15 protein-coding genes are annotated in these 14,669 nt (G+C 60.2%); 11 read left to right on the top strand and 4 right to left on the bottom strand.

The window, feature by feature from the left end; translation table 11 throughout:
* The first annotated feature begins 12 nt into the window (after window positions 1-12).
* Genes ACKLNA_RS08995 through ACKLNA_RS08985 form a run of 3 tightly spaced genes read left to right on the top strand, consistent with a single transcriptional unit; the run spans window position 13 to window position 2,341 of the window.
* The gene (locus ACKLNA_RS08995) at window positions 13-738 is read left to right on the top strand and encodes a DUF484 family protein (protein ID WP_114886291.1); all 726 of its coding nucleotides are present in this window, start codon (window positions 13-15) and stop codon (window positions 736-738) included.
* 2 nt (window positions 739-740) lie between these two features.
* A complete protein-coding gene (gene xerC / locus ACKLNA_RS08990) occupies window positions 741-1,640 on the top strand; it encodes a tyrosine recombinase XerC (protein ID WP_085708922.1) in 900 nt (299 codons plus the stop codon).
* The gene (locus tag ACKLNA_RS08985; protein WP_408985662.1) at window positions 1,637-2,341 is read left to right on the top strand and encodes an HAD family hydrolase; all 705 of its coding nucleotides are present in this window, start codon (window positions 1,637-1,639) and stop codon (window positions 2,339-2,341) included. Before xerC ends, ACKLNA_RS08985 begins: the two co-directional genes overlap by 4 nt.
* Window positions 2,342-2,406: 65 nt before the next feature.
* Here ACKLNA_RS08985 and sutA read toward each other — a convergent pair whose 3' ends face one another.
* From sutA to glnK, 4 genes are all read right to left on the bottom strand, one after another.
* On the bottom strand, window positions 2,407-2,733 hold the full coding sequence (sutA, locus tag ACKLNA_RS08980; RefSeq protein WP_007964546.1) for a transcriptional regulator SutA: 327 nt from the start codon (window positions 2,731-2,733) through the stop codon (window positions 2,407-2,409).
* 102 nt (window positions 2,734-2,835) lie between these two features.
* On the bottom strand, window positions 2,836-3,261 hold the full coding sequence (locus ACKLNA_RS08975) for a secondary thiamine-phosphate synthase enzyme YjbQ (protein WP_085708920.1): 426 nt from the start codon (window positions 3,259-3,261) through the stop codon (window positions 2,836-2,838).
* A gap of 216 nt (window positions 3,262-3,477) precedes the next feature.
* A complete protein-coding gene (locus ACKLNA_RS08970; RefSeq protein ID WP_408985661.1) occupies window positions 3,478-4,815 on the bottom strand; it encodes an ammonium transporter in 1,338 nt (445 codons plus the stop codon).
* Between the two features lie 37 nt (window positions 4,816-4,852).
* A complete protein-coding gene (gene glnK, locus ACKLNA_RS08965; protein WP_002555808.1) occupies window positions 4,853-5,191 on the bottom strand; it encodes a P-II family nitrogen regulator in 339 nt (112 codons plus the stop codon).
* Window positions 5,192-5,604: 413 nt separating this feature from the next.
* On the opposite strand from glnK, the gene ACKLNA_RS08960 reads away from it, so the two are divergent.
* The 8 genes from ACKLNA_RS08960 to ACKLNA_RS08925 all read left to right on the top strand — a co-directional run bounded on the left by ACKLNA_RS08960 (window position 5,605) and on the right by ACKLNA_RS08925 (window position 14,662).
* Entirely contained in the window at window positions 5,605-5,865 is a 261-nt protein-coding gene (locus ACKLNA_RS08960) for an accessory factor UbiK family protein (protein WP_007920416.1), read from the top strand.
* Between the two features lie 748 nt (window positions 5,866-6,613).
* Complete coding sequence (locus ACKLNA_RS08955) at window positions 6,614-8,107, top strand: YifB family Mg chelatase-like AAA ATPase (protein ID WP_408985660.1); 1,494 nt, start codon at window positions 6,614-6,616, stop codon at window positions 8,105-8,107.
* Between the two features lie 371 nt (window positions 8,108-8,478).
* Window positions 8,479-9,645 carry a hypothetical protein gene (locus ACKLNA_RS08950; protein ID WP_408985659.1) on the top strand — a complete coding sequence of 389 codons (1,167 nt, stop codon included), beginning with the start codon at window positions 8,479-8,481 and terminating at the stop codon, window positions 9,643-9,645.
* 74 nt (window positions 9,646-9,719) lie between these two features.
* Window positions 9,720-10,268 carry an adenylyl-sulfate kinase gene (locus ACKLNA_RS08945; RefSeq protein ID WP_367255190.1) on the top strand — a complete coding sequence of 183 codons (549 nt, stop codon included), beginning with the start codon at window positions 9,720-9,722 and terminating at the stop codon, window positions 10,266-10,268.
* A complete protein-coding gene (locus ACKLNA_RS08940; protein WP_408985658.1) occupies window positions 10,265-11,014 on the top strand; it encodes a class I SAM-dependent methyltransferase in 750 nt (249 codons plus the stop codon). The genes ACKLNA_RS08945 and ACKLNA_RS08940 overlap by 4 nt, the downstream gene beginning before the upstream one ends.
* A 6-nt stretch (window positions 11,015-11,020) precedes the next feature.
* Window positions 11,021-13,336, top strand: coding sequence for a PEP-utilizing enzyme (locus ACKLNA_RS08935; RefSeq protein WP_408985657.1), 2,316 nt, complete (start codon window positions 11,021-11,023; stop codon window positions 13,334-13,336).
* Entirely contained in the window at window positions 13,333-13,929 is a 597-nt protein-coding gene (locus ACKLNA_RS08930; protein ID WP_408985656.1) for a gamma-glutamyl-gamma-aminobutyrate hydrolase family protein, read from the top strand. Before ACKLNA_RS08935 ends, ACKLNA_RS08930 begins: the two co-directional genes overlap by 4 nt.
* 19 nt (window positions 13,930-13,948) lie before the next feature.
* On the top strand, window positions 13,949-14,662 hold the full coding sequence (locus ACKLNA_RS08925) for a phosphocholine cytidylyltransferase family protein (protein ID WP_408985655.1): 714 nt from the start codon (window positions 13,949-13,951) through the stop codon (window positions 14,660-14,662).
* The last annotated feature ends 7 nt before the right edge of the window (window positions 14,663-14,669 follow it).

Below are 14,669 nucleotides of genomic sequence, written 5' to 3'. Positions count from 1 at the left end.
TGAGCAGAAGCCATGACCGATAAGCCTCAGGTACCCGCCCGACAGTCCGGTGAAACAGCGTCCGAGAGCCTGGAGGCGGCAGCGGTTGCCGCGTACCTGGAGGCTCATCCGGACTTCTTCGTCGAGCACGAAGAACTGCTGCCGTCCCTGCGCATCCCCCATCGTCGCGGCGACACCGTGTCGCTGGTCGAGCGTCAGATGTCCATCCTGCGCGACCGCAATATCGAGATGCGCCACCGCCTCTCGCACTTGATGGACGTGGCCCGGGACAACGATCGCCTGTTCGACAAGACCCGCCGCCTGATCCTCGCCCTCATGGACGCTGCCACCCTGGAAGACGTGGTGATCAGCGTCGAAGACAGTCTGCGTCAGGACTTTCAGGTGCCCTTCGTCAGCCTGATCCTGCTCGGTGACAACCCGGCGCCGGTCGGCCGCTGGGTGACCCACGCCGACGCGCAAACCGCCATCGGCGGCCTGCTCACCGAAGGCAAGAGCGTCAGCGGCAGCCTGCGTGAACACGAACTGGACTTCCTGTTCGGCGAAGAGCAGCGCAAGCAGATCGGTTCCACCGCCGTGGTCGCCGTCAGCCACCAGGGCATCCACGGAATTCTGGCCATCGCCAGCCGCGATCCGCAGCACTACAAGAGTTCGGTCGGCACGCTGTTCCTCAGCTACATCGCCGAAGTCATGGGCCGCGTGCTGCCACGGGTCAACAGCTCCCTGCGCTCGGTACGCTGAGCATGGAACGACAACTGGACGCTTACTGCGAACACCTGCGCAGTGAGCGGCAGGTGTCGCCTCACACGCTGTCGGCCTACCGCCGCGACCTCGATAAAGTCCTCGGCTGGTGCAACAAACAGAACGTCGGCAGCTGGCAGGCCCTGGACATCCAGCGCCTGCGCAGCCTGATCGCCCGCCTGCATGCCCAGGGCCAGTCCTCCCGCAGCCTCGCGCGCCTGCTCTCGGCAGTGCGCGGGCTCTATCACTATCTGAATCGCGAAGGCCTTTGCGATCACGACCCGGCCACCGGCCTGGCACCGCCCAAAGGCGAGCGCCGCCTGCCGAAAACCCTCGACACCGACCGAGCGCTGCAACTGCTTGAAGGTGCGGTCGAGGACGACTTTCTGGCCCGACGCGATCAGGCGATCCTGGAATTGTTCTATTCCTCAGGCCTGCGCCTGTCGGAGCTGACCGGGCTCAATCTCGATCAGCTCGACCTCGCCGACGGCATGGTTCAGGTGCTCGGCAAAGGCAGCAAGACGCGTCTGTTGCCCGTCGGCAAAAAGGCCCGGGAAGCGCTGGAGCAATGGTTGCCGTTGCGAGCGCTGACCAACCCGGCGGACGACGCGGTGTTCGTCAGCCAGCAAGGCCGGCGCCTCGGCCCGCGAGCAATTCAGGTACGGGTCAAACTGGCCGGCGAGCGCGAACTGGGGCAGAACCTGCATCCGCACATGCTGCGGCACTCTTTCGCCAGCCACTTGCTGGAGTCCTCCCAGGACCTGCGCGCGGTGCAGGAACTGCTCGGCCACTCGGACATCAAGACCACCCAGATCTATACCCACCTGGACTTCCAGCATCTGGCGGCGGTCTACGACAGCGCCCACCCACGGGCCAAACGCATGAAAGGCGACGATTCATGAGCATCCAGTTGATCACCTTCGACCTCGACGACACCCTGTGGGACACCGCCCCGGTGATCGTCAGCGCCGAAGCGGTTTTGCGCCAGTGGCTGAGCGACCATGCACCGAAGCTGGGCGCGGTGCCGGTGGAACATCTGTGGTCGATCCGCGAGCGCGTGCTGAGCAGCGAACCAGGGCTCAAGCACCGCATCAGCGCGCTGCGCCGGCGAGTGCTGTTCCATGCTTTGCAAGAGTCCGGATATGCCCACGGCGAAGCGACGGAGCTGGCAGACAAAAGTTTTGAGGTGTTTCTGCATGCCCGGCATCAGATCGAGGTGTTCCCGGAAGTCGAGCCGATCCTGGAGACCCTGGCCAAACACTACGCCCTCGGCGTGGTCACCAACGGCAACGCCGATGTGCGTCGCCTCGGGCTGGCGGACTACTTCAAGTTTGCGCTGTGCGCCGAAGACATCGGCATCGCCAAGCCGGATGCGCGGCTGTTCCATGAAGCCCTGCAGCGTGGTGGCGTGAGCGCAGAGGCGGCGGTGCATATTGGCGATCATCCGGGGGACGACATCGCCGGGGCGCAGCAGGCCGGTTTGCGTGCGATCTGGTTCAACCCGGCGGGCAAGGTCTGGGAAGCGGAGCGCCTGCCGGATGCCGAGATTCGCAGTCTGACCGACCTGCCCGCCGTGCTCGCTCGCTGGAACAGTCTCGGCTAGTTTTCTTTCGCCCATGAAAAAGCCCGCAGCGACGGCGGGCTTTTTCAGCAAGCAAGCGGCACGCCTCAGATAGGGCGGCTGCCGTACTTGTTGTCCGGCTTCTTGGGCGGATCGGCGACCACGTTGGCCTCCACTTCCTGCACTTTGCCGCCACGGGCAAGGAACTCTTCCATGGCCTTGGCCAGGGCGTCGCGCTCCTTGTTCTTGGCTTCGATGCTCGGCAACTCGTCTACCGACACCGCAGCCTTGGCCTTGCCTTTGGCAGCCGGGGCCGGCGTATCGTCACCGCCATCGTCGTCAGCAACGTCTTCCGCTGCTGCTTCCAGGCCTTCCTCGGCCTCGTCTTCGTCGCCTACTTCGAGGTCGTCGTTTTCCAGATCATCGTCGCTCATGTTCTACCTCATGACTTGCGAAAAGCAGATTAGTTATAGACCAGCTTTGGCGACTGTCGAAAGTCGCCGTAAAAAAATCGGTAACCATTGGTGACCAACGGTTTATGCCCCTTCACCGTGCAAGGTGGCGAGGACTTTACGGGCACCGCCATGATCGCGGTGCTCGCCCAGGTAAACGCCTTGCCAGGTGCCCAGTGCCAGTCGACCCGCCGTTACCGGCAAACTGATCTGACAGCCCAGCACGCTGGCCTTGAAGTGCGCCGGGAGGTCGTCCAGGCCTTCGTCGTTATGCTCATAGCCGTCTGTTCCTTGTGGGATCAGACGATTGAAAAATCGTTCGAAGTCGCGACGTACCGCCGGATCGGCGTTCTCGTTGATGGTCAACGACGCCGAGGTATGCTGTAGCCACAAATGCAACAGACCGACCCGGCATGCCTTGAGTTCGGGCAGTCCGGCGAGCAACTCTTCCGTTACCAGATGAAAGCCCCGGGGCCGTGCCCGCAGGGTTATCAGAGTCTGTTGCCACATACAGTTCTCCGCACGTTCGGGGCGCATTCTAGCGCGCTCTGAAAAAAAACAAAGGCCCTAATATTCCTTCAATGATGTAAGCCATTGGCCGTAGAAAAACACCCGTCGTAAACACGACCAAAGCAGTACGAAAAATCCATTCAGCCACATCAGGGATGACAAATTCCGGACAAAAAAATGCCCGGCGAACCGGGCAAGTTTTTTTGAGGCGCGTACTTACAGGTTGTAGCCGCGCTCGTTGTGTTGTGCCAGGTCCAGGCCCACCGATTCTTCTTCCTCGGTAGCGCGCAGCCCCATCACGGCATCCAGTACCTTGAGGATGATGAAGGTGACGATCGCGGTGTAGATCACCGTGAAGCCGACGCCTTTGCACTGAATCCACACTTGGGAAGCAATGTCGGTAACGGTGCCGAAACCACCCAGCGCCGGAGCAGCGAACACACCGGTGAGGATTGCGCCGAGGATACCGCCGATACCGTGCACGCCGAAGGCGTCCAGGGAGTCGTCATAACCGAGTTTGCGTTTCAGGCTGGTGGCGCAGAAGAAGCACACCACACCGGCAGCCAGACCGATGATCAGCGAGCCCATCGGGCCCACGGTGCCGGCCGCCGGAGTGATTGCCACCAGACCGGCAACCACGCCCGACGCGATACCCAGCGCACTCGGTTTGCCGTGGGTGATCCACTCGGCGAACATCCAGCCCAGTGCAGCGGCGGCGGTTGCGATCTGAGTAACCAGCATCGCCATGCCGGCGGTGCCGTTGGCGGCTGCAGCGGAACCTGCGTTGAAGCCGAACCAGCCGACCCACAGCATCGCCGCGCCCATCAGGGTGTAACCGAGGTTGTGCGGCGCCATCGGGGTGGTCGGGAAGCCTTTGCGCTTGCCCAGTACCAGGCACGCCACCAGACCGGCGATACCGGCGTTGATGTGCACCACGGTGCCGCCGGCGAAGTCGAGCACGCCCCAGTCACCCAACAGCGAACCCGGACCGCTCCAGACCATATGCGCAATCGGCGCGTAAACCAGGGTGAACCAGACGCCCATGAACACCAGCATCGCGGAGAACTTCATGCGCTCGGCGAAGGCACCGACGATCAGCGCCGGGGTGATGATGGCGAAGGTCATCTGGTAGGTAACGAATACCGCTTCAGGGAACATCGCCGTCGGGCCGGTAATGCTGGCCGGCGTAACGCCCGCGAGGAAGGCCTTGCCGAAGCTGCCGACGAAGGAGTTGAAGTTGACGACGTTGGCTTCCATCCCGGTGGTGTCGAACGCCATGCTGTAGCCATAAATGAACCACAGGATGGTGACCAGGCCGGTAATGGCGAAGCACTGCATCATCACGGAAAGAATGTTTTTCGACCGCACCATGCCGCCGTAGAACAGCGCGAGGCCCGGAATGGTCATGAACAGCACGAGGGCTGTCGAGGTCAGCATCCAGGCAGTATCGCCGGAATTGAGGACTGGAGGCGCCACCGGATCTGCCGCCAAAGCCAGGCCGGGCATTACGATGGACAACAGGGCGCCTAGCCCTGCGAATTTACGCAGAGTCATATTGTTTTCTCCTGGGGCGTTGGGTTTGTGGCGGCGCTTAGATCGCGTCGGTATCGGTTTCGCCGGTACGGATGCGAATCGCCTGTTCCAGATTGACCACGAAGATCTTGCCGTCACCGATCTTGCCGGTGTTGGCAGCCTTGGTTATCGCCTCGATAACCCGATCCAGATCCTTGTCGTCGATGGCAACGTCGATTTTCACCTTGGGCAGAAAATCGACCACATACTCCGCGCCGCGATACAGCTCGGTGTGACCCTTCTGCCGGCCGAAGCCTTTGACTTCAGTTACGGTAATGCCCTGCACGCCGATTTCGGACAGCGACTCGCGCACGTCGTCCAGCTTGAACGGCTTGATGATGGCAGTGACTAGCTTCATGAAACTCTCTCCCGAATTGGTGGACTTGCCCCAGGAAAACAAACCCGACTCAAGTCTAAGCGCAGTGCCTGGCTTTGTAACGCATCGTCGGCCCTACCCGCCCGACTGACGCCAGCTAACCGCTCCCGACGAAACTCCCCGTCCCGTCCGGCGCACTGCATTCGTCACAGCGACTGCATCAGTGCATGGGTCACTACCGACTAAGCAGAAAGCTTGCCATCTCGCCAAAATCCCCTGATTTCAATCCCTTGGCCGCGGCCAAAGATGCCATCACCGAAATGGCACACGGGATACGCACAACAACGGTGCGCGGCCGTTCGTCCTTTTGCGCGAAAAGCGTGCATCCCGGCCCGCGCGAATGACTATAGACACTGCGTGATACACTGCCGGCCATTGTTTCCAGGACATATCCCATGCTCGCGCCCAAAGACTTCCTCGACGCCCTGAGCGGCACCGCCTCCCGCCTGTTCAGCGGCGACACGCCATTGCCAAAAGCCGAAATCGAAAGCCAGTTCAAGATGCTGCTGCAAAGCGCCTTCAGCAAACTGGACCTGGTGAGCCGGGAAGAATTCGATAGTCAGATGGTGGTACTGGCGCGCACTCGCGCCCGGCTTGAGAGCTTGGAGGCGAAGGTGGCGGAGATGGAAGCGAAGCTGACGCCTCCGGCTGAGTGAGACAAGAAGCTAAAACCGCTCCTGCCGAGGCAGGAACGGTTTCCGTCGGCTCAATTCCTACAGCGAATTATTCCAACGGTCTCGCACAATCTCGTACAGGCGAAAAGCCCATAGCGCGATCCTGACGAGGCGCCACATATGTTTAAGAAACTTAGACATATTTTGGCCCTCCTTGCGTGGGGCCAAACCTCCGATGCTCTTTCCGGCGTACGAACACCTTCGGGACTACACGTGAGTGTGCCCACCAAGGCGGCCGGGTGTGGATCCCCCGAAAAAGCACCGGCACGGGTCTCACACCGTGTCGAGGGACATGAAATTTTTACGCTCCCGGCCACACTCCGTGAACACTCCATGAGTGGGCATCGTCGCAGCGGATGGTATTGCAGTCCTTCAAAATGCATTTAAACAAGTTGTATCAAGCCATAAAGCATGTTTTCCCGGCTTATCTGACACGTCATGTTCTGATGGGCGCCAAGTGGCTTTGACGCTTGCATTAAGAAGCAAACCTGCATACCCTCAGCGAACGTGAGTGTGTCCACTAAGGATGCGCAGGCCTTGGCCTCACCGAAGCCTGCAACTAAAAACCGCCTCCTCAAGGCGGTTTTTTTACGCCTGAAGACTAGTCATTTCGATTCCGGCAACATCCAGTGAAGCTTTGCCCAGGCAACTGTCCCTTCAACTCCCTCCTCCCCGACTACCCTTAAAAAACCCGCAGGAAGCGGCCCCCGATTCAATCCAAGGAACGACCATGTCCCTCGCCATCGTCCACAGCCGCGCCCAGATTGGCGTGGATGCTCCCGCCGTCACCGTCGAAGTCCATCTGGCCAATGGTTTGCCCTCGCTGACTATGGTCGGCCTGCCGGAGGCAGCGGTAAAAGAGAGCAAGGATCGGGTGCGCAGCGCGATCATCAATTCCGGGCTGCAGTTTCCGGCGCGGCGGATCACGTTGAATCTGGCCCCGGCGGACTTGCCCAAGGATGGCGGGCGGTTCGATCTGGCGATTGCGCTGGGGATTCTGTCGGCGAGTGTTCAGGTGCCGACGTTGACGCTGGATGACGTGGAATGTCTGGGTGAGCTGGCATTATCCGGCGCAGTGCGGGCGGTGCGCGGTGTGCTGCCGGCGGCACTGGCGGCGCGCAAGGTCGGGCGGACTTTGATGGTGCCGCGGGCGAATGCCGAGGAGGCGTGTCTGGCATCGGGACTGAGGGTGATCGCCGTGGATCATCTGCTCGAGGCAGTGGCGCATCTCAATGGGCATGCGCCAATCGAACCTTATGTTTCGGACGGATTGATCCATGCCGCGAGCCCCTATCCCGACCTGAATGAAGTTCAGGGTCAATTGGCCGCCAAGCGCGCGCTGCTGATAGCGGCGGCGGGCGCGCATAACCTTCTGCTCAGCGGGCCACCGGGAACGGGCAAGACGTTGCTGGCCAGCCGATTGCCGGGATTGCTTCCGCCTCTGACCGAGAGTGAAGCGCTGGAGGTGGCTGCGATTCAGTCGGTCGCCAGTGGCGCCCCGCTCACCCACTGGCCGCAACGACCCTTTCGCCAACCTCACCATTCGGCGTCCGGGCCGGCACTGGTCGGTGGCAGTTCAAAACCTCAGCCCGGCGAAATCACCCTCGCCCACCACGGCGTGCTGTTTCTCGACGAACTGCCGGAGTTTGATCGCAAGGTGCTGGAGGTTCTGCGCGAACCTCTGGAGTCCGGGCATATCGTCATCGCGCGCGCAAAGGATCGAGTGCGCTTCCCCGCACGCTTTCAACTGGTTGCGGCAATGAACCCATGCCCTTGTGGATATCTGGGCGAGCCAACGGGCCGCTGCTCATGCACCCCGGACATGGTGCAGCGTTATCGCAACAAGCTGTCGGGGCCGTTGCTGGACCGGATCGATCTGCACCTGACCGTTGCACGGGAAGCCACTGCATTGAACCCGACAATGAAGCCCGGCGAGGACAGCGCCAGTGCCGCGACACAGGTCGCCGAAGCACGGGAGCGACAGCAAAAGCGTCAAGGTTGCGCCAATGCGTTTCTGGATCTGCCGGGGTTGCGCAGACACTGCAAGTTATCCACAACCGATGAACAGTGGCTGGAATCCGCGTGTGAACGGCTGACCCTCTCGCTGCGCTCGGCACATCGACTGCTCAAGGTTGCACGGACACTGGCCGATATAGAGAAGGTTGATGCCATCTCGCGCGCGCATCTGGCCGAAGCACTTCAGTATCGCCCGGCAACGCAATGACAGGATGGACAGGCTGCTAACCGGAGATCTCCGCCGTCTGAAAATAAAGTCCGCACACGCTGATAGCCATTAGCCAAGATGTGATATAACGACGGCGCTCTTAATCAGGCACCAGAGCTTTTAGTTAAAAGCTCAAACTTTAAAGCAATATAAAATGGAGGCGGCACATCATGGAAAAGATCTCTTCAGCCCACCGGGCGCAATATATTTGATCAATTAAAATCGTCATGAAACGGCAGATTCAAAATAATTGCCGATGACAGATTTTCAATGGCTAATACGCCAAGACAATATCAACCAGTTAATTGTCAACGCGCGCCAGCCGACCCAACTTGTTTTGCCACGGCAAATTTTATAAGCACAAGTCAATAATGAAAAACGTCTATTTGATCAGCAATGTCACCCGTGGCGGCAAAACATACCTCGAATACCTGATCCCTGCACTTGATGCCCTGCGCAACACTTACAACTGCATCGTCCTGCAAACAGACAAGACGGGGCTGAGCAGACAAGAGGCAGAAGAGATCCTCGACTACCCGGTTCAGCAAGTAGGCGTAGAGGTGATCTCGAACCTGGAATCACAAATCGTCATTTCAAACGATGCCTGGGTTGGCCGCGTGCTCGACGATTCAAACTTTGGCATCTTCATGACCCACGGCAATATCGGAATGCCGACCAGGGACAAGTATTACTATGCCGAACTGACGTCTTACTGGGACGTGGTCATTGCTTCGTCCCGATCAGGTTTTGACCTGATCAAAACCGGCCTGCAACGCTACAGACCCGACAGAAAAGCCCTGAAATCCCTGATTGCCGATGGCATTGCATTGCGCACCGACATGCGCAAGACAAGTCCGGTCGCGACGTTGCCAATCAAGGTTCCCCGGTTCTTCGAGTCCGCTCCCGTGTCGAACAGGACATCGGGGGACTACGTTGTCGGGCTGCTGCCGACCCAGTTGGGTATTTGCCCAAGTGGCGCGTCGCTGTACGAAAACCTGCAAACCGTGATCAATGCCGTCAGGTCACAGATTGCACATGCCCGGTTCATCCTGCGTCCGTACATGGCCGACCTCGAGCATCCAACCCTGAAGGACCTGTGCAAGCAGCTCTCTGTGTATGACTGGATCACCATAGACAAGCCAGGCACCAGCAGCACGGTTTTCTACCAGCAGTGCGATACCATCATTACCGATGCCTCGACCGGTGGCGTTTCGTTCATGCTCAACTCGTGCAAGCTGCCAATCTATTACGTTCCGACCTCAGATGAATGCAATCCGATTGTCGACGCCTGGCTGCAACAGATGAATAACCTGCTGCCCATCGCGAAAAACGGCGACGAACTAAAAGAGCTGGCACTGGGTTTCAGTCTGATGTCCCCCGACGACAATTATTTTATATACAAGAAGTTCTACGAAACGCAGTACCACAACTTGCCGTTACCGCAGGATGTGTTTCATGACTTGATCGAGAACAAACATGACTCGATGTTCTGCCAGTCAACCATCGACTCCTTTGGCAACATCAAAGAACGCGACTGAACACAGATAAACCGCGCTAACCCTGCTTCAAGGTTTAACGCCAGATACCCACACGGAACACTGACAAGAATGCTATGAAATGTGACCCTCGCGCTCAGGTGATATGGATTACGGGCCTTTCAGGTGCCGGCAAATCAACGCTGGCCGGTGAGCTCGTTGCCCGTCTGCGCAGCAATGGCCAATCGGTTGTTATGCTCGATGGCGATGAGCTGCGCGAGGTGTTCGGCGCCACTGCTGCCAACTCGCAGAACCATGGCCGTGAAGGTCGACTTGCGCTGGCCATGCAATACGCCCATCTCTGCCGAATGATCGCGGCTCAAGGCCACACCGTGGTGATCGCAACGATCTCGCTGTTTCGTGAAGTTCATGCGTGGAACCGCGCCCATCTGCCCGGTTATTTCGAGGTTTACCTGAAAGTACCGGTGGAGGAGCTCAGCCGCCGGGACCCCAAGGGCATCTACCGCCGGTTTCATGCCGGTGAACTGAACAACGTTGCCGGACTTGACCTGCCCGTTGATGAACCGCAAGCGGCGGACTGGCTGGTTGAATTCGACCCCCTGCGCTCCGGGCAAAGCCTGGCAGACGATTTACTCAATAAAATTTATACAAGGAATCTGGTATGAAAACCGAATGGGATTACACCACCCTGGCCGACGCCTATCTGAAGCGTCCTGACTACGCCGATGCCGCCATCGACGCGATGCTCTCGATCGCGGGCGCCGAACAGGGTGACAAGTTCTGTGACGTCGGCGCCGGTGTTGCTCATCTGACGCTGATGCTGGCCGCTCGCGGCCTGGACGTCACCGCCGTGGAGCCCAACGATGCGATGCGTGCCAACGGCATCAAGCGCACCGCCGAGCTGGGCAATGTCAAATGGCACGAAGGCACCGGCGAAGCGACCGGGCAAGCGACCCAGGCGTTCGACATGGTCACTTTCGGCAGCTCGTTCAACGTCTGCGACCGCCAGCAGGCCCTCAAGGAAACCGCGCGCATTCTCAAGCCTCGTGGCTGGTTCGCCTGCATGTGGAACCACCGCAATCTTGAAGACCCGATCCAGGCCCGGATCGAAGCCATCATCAAGGAACGTGTACCGGGTTACGGCTACGGCACCCGTCGCGAAGACCAGACGGCCGTGATCGACGCCAGCGAACTGTTCGGCCCGGTCGTGCATCTGGATGCCCGTGTCATTCACGAGCAGAGCATCGAAGAATGCCTGGAAGCCTGGCGCTCCCACGCCACGCTGGAGCGTCAGGCCGGTGCGAACTTCCACGAAGTGATCAGCGCCATCGACGACTACCTGAAAGGCCTGAAGACGCCTTCGATCCAGATTCCGTACTCGACGAACATTTGGGTCGCTCAGCTGAGATAACGCCTGATGGCCCTGCATTTCTCTACCAAGGCCGGCACGCTGTCCAGCCTGCAAGGACGACTCGAGTCGGCCCGCATTGCTCCGCTGCTGGCATTCACCGTGGCGGACTGGCAACAGGACCGGCAAGCCTGTGTCCAGGCTATCCAGGGGCGGCTGCCTGTCGCTCCCTGGATCGTGCGGTCCAGCTGCGGACGCGAAGACAGCGCCCAGGCGTCCTTCGCGGGCGCCTTCCTGTCGATACCGGATGTCGATGACGCAGGGCTGGCCTCGGCGGTTGAACAGGTGATCGCCAGTTACGGCGAGGTGTATCCGTCGGACGAGATCCTGATCCAGCCAATGCTGAGGAATGTGCTGCGCTCCGGCGTCGCGTTTTCCCACGACCCTAACACCTGCGCCCCCTATCGCGTGGTGAACTGGTCGGAAGGCAGCGACACCGCCTCGGTGACCGGTGGCATGGGCGGTCGGCTCTGGCAGCAGGCCGCCCACAGCAAAGTTGCAGCACCTGCGTCCCTCGCGCCCGTGATTGGCTTGCTTGAAGAGCTGATGCCGCTATTCGGCGGCGTGCCGCTCGACTGCGAGTTTGCAATCACCGGTGAAACCGACGGCGAAGTGCTCTGGCTGCTACAGGCCCGTCCGCTGATTCTGCCTTCCCGTCCGGAATCCGATGCAGAGCAGGCCGCCCGCCTGGAAAGCATTCAGCGCAAAGTGGCGCGCGGCATGCGACCGCATCCTTTCCTGATCGGCCAGCGCACGGTCTATGGCGTGATGCCTGACTGGAACCCGGCCGAGATCATCGGTATCCGGCCCAAGCCGCTGGCACTCTCGCTGTACCGGGACCTGGTGACCGACTCCATCTGGGCCTACCAGCGTCACAACTACGGCTACCGCAACTTGCGCAGCTTTCCGCTGATGCCGCATTTTTTCGGTCTGCCCTATATCGATGTGCGCTTGTCGTTCAACTCCTTCATTCCGGCAGACCTTGATGAAGATCTGGCCGGGCGGCTGGTCGACTACTACATCGATCGGTTGCTGGCGGAACCGACACTCCACGACAAGGTGGAGTTCGAGATCGTGTTCTCGTGCTACACCCTGGATCTGTCGCAACAACTGGAGCGCCTCGCCGATGCAGGCTTCCAGCCCCACGAGCTGGACGCGATCAGCACCAGCCTGCGCAAGCTGACCAACCGTATCGTCCACCCCAAGGACGGTCTGTGGCGCAGCGATGCCAACAAACTCGATGTGCTCAATGCCCGCCGCGATGAGTTGCTGGCTTCCGATGCCGATCCGCTGGAGCGCATTTACTGGCTGCTGGAGGATGCGAAACGCTACGGCACCCTGCCCTTCGCCGGTCTGGCGCGCGCCGGTTTCGTCGCCGTGCAGATGCTCAGGTCGCTGGTGTCCGTGGGCGTGTTTTCGCAGGCTGACTACGATGCGTTCATGGCGGGGGTTTCTACCGTCAGCGGTCAGTTGGCACGAGACCGGGCGACGCTCGACAAGACGGCTTTCCTGGCGCGTTACGGGCATCTGCGACCGGGTACCTATGACATCCTTTCACCCCGCTACGATGAAGCACCGGAACTCTATTTCGACTGGACTCAACGTCCGGCCACGCCGGAACCGCTTCAACCGTTTTCACTGACGCTCCCGCAGATGCGCGAGATCGTGAAACTGCTCGAAGCCCATGGCTTGCAGCCCGATCCGGTCGGTTTGCTGGACTTTCTGCAGAACGGTATCGAACTGCGGGAGCTGGCCAAGTTTCACTTCACCCGTAATCTCTCCGATGCGCTGGCGTTGATTGCGCAAGTCGGTGCCGAGCATGGCATCGGTCGCGAAGACCTGGCCTATTGCGATATCCGTGCCTTCACCGAACTGCACGTGGCGGCAGCGGATCCGAAAGAGGTGCTGCTGCGCAGCATCGAACAGGGCAAGGCACGTTATGCCGAGACGCTCAAGGTCTCCCTGCCACCGGTGATCACCCGACCGGAAGATGTCTGGTGTTTCGAGTGGCCGGAAACGGCGCCCAATTTCATCACCCAGAAACGCGTGACCGCGCCGGTTGTGCTGTGCGACGACCGGAACAAACTTGCCGGGGCGATCGTCTGTATTCCCAACGCGGATCCGGGGTTCGACTGGCTGTTCGCCTACCCGATTGCCGGATTGATCACTGCGTGGGGTGGCGCCAATTCGCACATGGCGATTCGTGCCGGCGAACTGGGCTTACCGGCCGTCATTGGTGCGGGTGAAGTGCTTTACCGGCGCTGGTCGACGGCGGATTTCCTGCACCTGGATTGCCCGGGCCGGCGAGTGGAGATGATGGCATGAAGGTTGTCGCTGTCAGTCAACGAGTGGACAGTCACCCGGAGCGCGAAGAAAACCGTGATGCGCTGGATCAGCGACTGATCGGTTTCCTTCTGGCAGCCGGTTTCGTCCCGGTACCGGTGCCCAACGGCTTGCCGCTCGATCACTGGCTGGCGGCCGTCGCGCCACACGCCATTTTGTTATCGGGGGGCAATGACATCGGGCAGTGCCTGGCCCGCGACCGCACCGAAAGCGGGTTACTGGATCACGCACGCGCGCGTCAGTTGCCAGTGCTGGGCATTTGTCGCGGCATGCAGATGCTGGCGCACTGGTCCGGAGGCGAGCTGAAACCGGTCACCGGTCATGTGCGAACCCGACATCGGTTGTCCGGCCGGATCGTCGCCGAAGTGAACAGCTATCACGGCCTCGCCCTTGCTGACTGCCCACAGGGTTTCGACGTCATGGCGCGCAGCGAAGACGGGGAAATCGAAGCCATCCGCCACCGTCAACTGCCGTGGGAAGGGTGGATGTGGCACCCGGAACGTGAAGCGGATTTTGCCTCCCACGACCTGAAGCGAATCCGGCAGTTGTTCGGCGAACCCCACTCCTCTCAATAACCCACGGGATAGACGTGTTGTGAAAGCCATTATTCTGGCTGCCGGACGTGGCAGCCGCATGAAAAGCCTCACGGATGAGCGCCCCAAGTGCCTGGTCGAATTGCGGGGCAAACCTCTGCTCGAATGGCAGCTGGAGTCCCTGCGCGCGGCCGGTATTCGTGAAATCGCCGTGGTCACCGGCTATAGACGTGAATTGCTGGCCGACCGTGGTCTCATCGAATTCCATAACCCGCGCTGGGCGGACACCAACATGGTCTCGTCACTGGCCTGCGCCGAATCGTGGCTGCAGGGCCAGCCTTGCATCGTGAGTTATTCCGATATTTTCTACAGCCCGGCTGCGGTTCAGTCGTTGATGACCAACACGGCGTCACTGGCGGTGACCTATGACCCCAACTGGCTGGCACTGTGGACACAGCGCTTCGGCGATCCCCTGCTGGATGCCGAAACCTTCCGCCTGACCGGCGCCGGTACGCTGGCGGAAATCGGCAACAAGCCGCAATCGGTGGACGAAGTTCAGGGCCAATACATGGGGCTGCTGCGCTTCACACCCGATGGCTGGGCAGAGGTCGTTCGGCTACGAGCCGGACTGCCCCCGGAACAACGCGACAAGATGCACATGACCAACACCCTGCAACGCGTCATCGATGCAGGCCGGCTCCCGGTTGAGGCCGTTGCCTACACGGGAGAATGGGGAGAGGTCGACTCCAGCGAAGACCTCTCCGCGTACCAGTAAACAGATA

The organism is Pseudomonas sp. UV AK001, from assembly GCF_046097675.1.
Taxonomy (GTDB): Bacteria; Pseudomonadota; Gammaproteobacteria; order Pseudomonadales; family Pseudomonadaceae; genus Aquipseudomonas; species Aquipseudomonas kribbensis.
This window is presented reverse-complemented; position numbering and strand designations above follow the sequence as displayed.

Excerpts from the sequence above, each read along its gene's own strand:
- ACKLNA_RS08955 (WP_408985660.1), top strand. The coding sequence starts at position 6,614 with ATGTCCCTCGCCATCGTCCACAGCCGCGCCCAGATTGGCGTGGATGCT.
- ACKLNA_RS08985 (WP_408985662.1), top strand. The coding sequence starts at position 1,637 with ATGAGCATCCAGTTGATCACCTTCGACCTCGACGACACCCTGTGGGAC.
- ACKLNA_RS08995 (WP_114886291.1), top strand. The coding sequence starts at position 13 with ATGACCGATAAGCCTCAGGTACCCGCCCGACAGTCCGGTGAAACAGCG.
- ACKLNA_RS08960 (WP_007920416.1), top strand. The coding sequence starts at position 5,605 with ATGCTCGCGCCCAAAGACTTCCTCGACGCCCTGAGCGGCACCGCCTCC.
- ACKLNA_RS08945 (WP_367255190.1), top strand. The coding sequence starts at position 9,720 with ATGAAATGTGACCCTCGCGCTCAGGTGATATGGATTACGGGCCTTTCA.
- ACKLNA_RS08970 (WP_408985661.1), bottom strand. The coding sequence starts at position 4,815 with ATGACTCTGCGTAAATTCGCAGGGCTAGGCGCCCTGTTGTCCATCGTA.
- xerC (WP_085708922.1), top strand. The coding sequence starts at position 741 with ATGGAACGACAACTGGACGCTTACTGCGAACACCTGCGCAGTGAGCGG.
- glnK (WP_002555808.1), bottom strand. The coding sequence starts at position 5,191 with ATGAAGCTAGTCACTGCCATCATCAAGCCGTTCAAGCTGGACGACGTG.
- ACKLNA_RS08935 (WP_408985657.1), top strand. The coding sequence starts at position 11,021 with ATGGCCCTGCATTTCTCTACCAAGGCCGGCACGCTGTCCAGCCTGCAA.
- ACKLNA_RS08975 (WP_085708920.1), bottom strand. The coding sequence starts at position 3,261 with ATGTGGCAACAGACTCTGATAACCCTGCGGGCACGGCCCCGGGGCTTT.
- sutA (WP_007964546.1), bottom strand. The coding sequence starts at position 2,733 with ATGAGCGACGATGATCTGGAAAACGACGACCTCGAAGTAGGCGACGAA.
- ACKLNA_RS08950 (WP_408985659.1), top strand. The coding sequence starts at position 8,479 with ATGAAAAACGTCTATTTGATCAGCAATGTCACCCGTGGCGGCAAAACA.
- ACKLNA_RS08930 (WP_408985656.1), top strand. The coding sequence starts at position 13,333 with ATGAAGGTTGTCGCTGTCAGTCAACGAGTGGACAGTCACCCGGAGCGC.
- ACKLNA_RS08940 (WP_408985658.1), top strand. The coding sequence starts at position 10,265 with ATGAAAACCGAATGGGATTACACCACCCTGGCCGACGCCTATCTGAAG.